Annotated in this window: 3 protein-coding genes; all 3 read left to right on the top strand. The window is 36.7% G+C overall.

Annotation, left to right across the window (positions count from 1 at the left end):
- Nucleotides 1–199 precede the first annotated feature (199 nt).
- The 3 genes from K6G87_RS03025 (at nt 200) to K6G87_RS03015 (ending at nt 3,402) form a co-directional block, all read left to right on the top strand.
- Complete coding sequence (locus tag K6G87_RS03025) at nt 200–1,531, top strand: ATP-binding cassette domain-containing protein (protein WP_296833707.1); 1,332 nt, start codon at nt 200–202, stop codon at nt 1,529–1,531.
- A gap of 3 nt (nt 1,532–1,534) precedes the next feature.
- Entirely contained in the window at nt 1,535–2,479 is a 945-nt protein-coding gene (locus K6G87_RS03020; protein ID WP_296833705.1) for an ABC transporter permease, read from the top strand.
- A gap of 245 nt (nt 2,480–2,724) precedes the next feature.
- Complete coding sequence (locus K6G87_RS03015; RefSeq protein ID WP_296833702.1) at nt 2,725–3,402, top strand: hypothetical protein; 678 nt, start codon at nt 2,725–2,727, stop codon at nt 3,400–3,402.
- Nucleotides 3,403–3,476 lie beyond the last annotated feature (74 nt).

Below are 3,476 nucleotides of genomic sequence, written 5' to 3'. Positions count from 1 at the left end.
TTAAACTCGCAAACGCTTCGCTTTTTGCTCGTTATAAAATCACTGCTGACGCAGTTCTACGGGTACGGGGCTTATAACCCCGCACCCGAAATCAAGATATTCCCACCACCTAAAGGTGATGGGTTATCTTGATCATTTTATATATCACTTATCATTTCACCAAAAAGTATTTTATTAATATATACATAGGAGGCCACAAATGGCTGAAAACACAATGTATTTGGATTTTACTGACTTTTTTCAGACTGTTACTTATTTTTTGGTATCAATAGGTTCTTATCAGATTTTCAAAAAATGTGAGATCAAAAAAAGATGGGCATTTATTCCTGTAATAAGAGAATATCACTTAAGTCTCTGCGCTGATAAGGAAGAAGATGGAAGGCACTATGCAATACTGTATGCTGTCTTTTCTGTATTGGAATTTGCCCTTGATCTGACTGAATCTCACATGCAGATATTTCTGCTACTGGCTATACCATTTGCAGGGGTAGTAGTTGCCATATTCATATACTCTGCAAGAATCTATATAGGTCTTACTGAAGTATTTAAGAAGAAGAAAAGATGGGTGTGGATGTTTATGATCTTTACCGGAATAACATCCATTATCTGGGGATTTTCCCCATCTTTTCAACCATCCAAAAAATATAAAGACTTCAGCAAGCTTGAAGGCGCAAAAGAATTTGGTGGTGAATTAAGTGCAATAGAAAATGGTCTTACTGTCAACATAAATCAGAGAACCGTCTTAGACTTTTTCAAAAAGAAAGTTCTTTTAAAAGATATACATATGCAGATTCCTAAAGGACATCTGGTCCTTCTTCTTGGAGGCTCAGGTGCTGGTAAGACAACTTACCTTAACGCAGTAACAGGTTATGAAAAGGCTGATGCAAATATAAAACTTGGAGATAATGATGTATACAAGGACTATGCCAAGATGATGTATGATATTGGATTTGTCCCACAGCAGGATCTGATGAGAGGTAATGATACTGTACTTATGACTCTTTCAGATGCGGCAACGCTGCGTCTTCCATCAAATGTATCCGCCTCTGACAGAAATAAAAGGATTGCTGAAGTGTTGCAACAGTTTGGACTTAAATCTGTTAAGAACAATCTTGTCGAGAAGTTATCCGGTGGCCAGAGGAAAAGGTTATCTATTGCAATGGAATTTATATCTGATCCAACTCTTTTCATACTGGATGAACCTGATTCCGGACTTGACGGAGTTGTAGCCAGAAGCCTTTTTGAGAAGCTTCGTGCAATAGCTGATGAAGGCAAGATAGTTCTAGTTATCACTCATACCCCTGACAGAGTCATAGACCTTTTTGATGATGTCATAGTTCTTGCCAAGGACAAGACCAGAACAGGCCGACTTGCCTATTATGGTCCTGTTAATGAAGCTTATGAATTCTTTGGAAAAGATTCTATGGAAGATATCCTTCTTTCTATTAACCAAGTGGATGAAGGCGGCGAAGGAAAAGCTGATGAATTCGTAGAAAAATATGCTGACATGGTAGAAGAGAAGGTGGTGTAAGCTATGAGCGTAAGAAGAATACGACATAAAGGACGTTTATCCCAAACTTTTATTTATCTTGGAAAACTGTTTAGAATGTTTCTTTTCCAAAATGACTGGAAAGTACTGCCGATGTCTGCTGTAATAGCCGCTCTTGTCGGCTTTTCTGTGGGCAAAAATATTTTTGTGACCATGGAAGGAACACTTATGGGTTCCTTCGCATTCTCCTGTATATGCGTCTGGAACGGATTCTTTAATTCAATTCAGATGATATGCCGCGAAAGAGCAATTGTAAAAAGGGAGCACAGATCAGGTCTTCATATAAGCTCTTATGTTGCAGCTCACATGATCTACCAGGCTATTCTATGTATATTACAGGTAATAATTACCATTAATGTATGTAAGTTCATGGGCGTAAAGCTTCCGGAAAAGAGTCTTATCACACCATTTGCCTTTATGGATTTCGGAATATCTTTATTCCTCACAACGTACTGCGCAGATATGCTGGCTCTTTTGATCTCATCATTTGCCAGAACTACGACAACAGCTATGACTATAATGCCATTTATGCTTATAGTACAGCTCCTTTTTTCCGGAGGTTTTTTCAGCATCCCTCAAAGTGCAATGCCACTAACTAACCTTACAGCTACAAAATGGGGGCTTACAGCCTTATGTTCTCAGGGCGATTACAATTCACTTCCTATGGTATCCGTATGGAATAACGCTCTTAAGATGAAAAATCTCGACGTTGAAGGAGAGAAGCCTTTATTAGAAGCTTTCACTTATATAGAGCAAAACAATATGAGAGATGAACTTCTTATGAAATCCGGAGAGCTCAATCAAAAAGAAGAATACAATTTTGATCCTGAAGTACTGCTTACCTGCTGGGAATGGCTAATACTATGGACAATCGTTTATTCTGTGATAACCATAATCCTTCTTGAAAACATCGATAAAGATAAAAGGTAGAAAATATGTGAACCACCTATCTTCTAAAGATAATTTATTTTCAGACTACATGGTTATAAAACAAGCGGATATGCTGATAGAAGATATTTTTGGAGGGAGTATACAATTCGTATACTCCTTTTTATGTATTAAAAACAAAATAAAAGTTAACAAAAATTCCATATTGAAAGCAGTTCTGTGATGATGTAATATACATTTCTGTGTAATTTCTAAAGCAATTAATAAAAAAGGAATGCGTTATTAAAATGGATTATCAGTTATATTCATACGATGAAGTATGTGAAATCATTAAAGAAAAAGGCCTTATCATGACTACAGGCCGAGATGAAGACAATAATAAAATCTGTCAGTTTGGAGATCACGGCTCAATTCTTAACGTAAATACCCTACTCGATAACAGATATCAGATTCATGCAACAGAAAAGGACTACAATTCTATAAAGAGAATGGCTGAATCTGACGGCCTTGCGATCGTTCTTAGAGAAAACAGCAAGGAAGAAGTAGAAGATGCAATAGCAGGTTATGAAGAAGTTGGAAGTAAGGCAATTCTCTTTGTAAAAAATGGTAACAGAGTTCTTAAACTCAATGAAACTGATAAAAATCTCTATCACGAGATTATCTTCTTTACAAATGAAAATCTGGATGTAATCCTTGATACTTTATGTGATAACGAAAACTATAAGCCTTCCAAAAAGGTTGTAAAGCATGTATATGTTGCTCCAAAGCCGGTTGAGCCTGAGATGTCTGATGATGAAATTAAAGAAATCTTACCTGAAGGTAGCAAAGTAACACATGCAAAGTTTGGTCAGGGAATTATCAAAGAAGTTGCTTCAGGCAAAGTTAAAGTTGAATTTGCTGATTCTATGGAGAAAATCTTTGCTGCAAAGATCTGTATTAAAAATAAACTCCTTAAAGTGATCTGATCGCGCATATGCTTGCAGATACAACTGCAAAGTGTTATGAGCAGTGGAACATGCAAGCATAGTACCATAACAAT

The organism is Butyrivibrio sp., from assembly GCF_024699075.1.
Note: the sequence above shows the minus strand (reverse complement) of the source record. Positions and strands in the feature narration are given on the sequence as shown.

Coding starts and splice junctions, on each gene's coding strand:
- K6G87_RS03025 (WP_296833707.1), top strand. CDS start 200: ATGGCTGAAAACACAATGTATTTGGATTTTACTGACTTTTTTCAGACT.
- K6G87_RS03015 (WP_296833702.1), top strand. CDS start 2,725: ATGGATTATCAGTTATATTCATACGATGAAGTATGTGAAATCATTAAA.
- K6G87_RS03020 (WP_296833705.1), top strand. CDS start 1,535: ATGAGCGTAAGAAGAATACGACATAAAGGACGTTTATCCCAAACTTTT.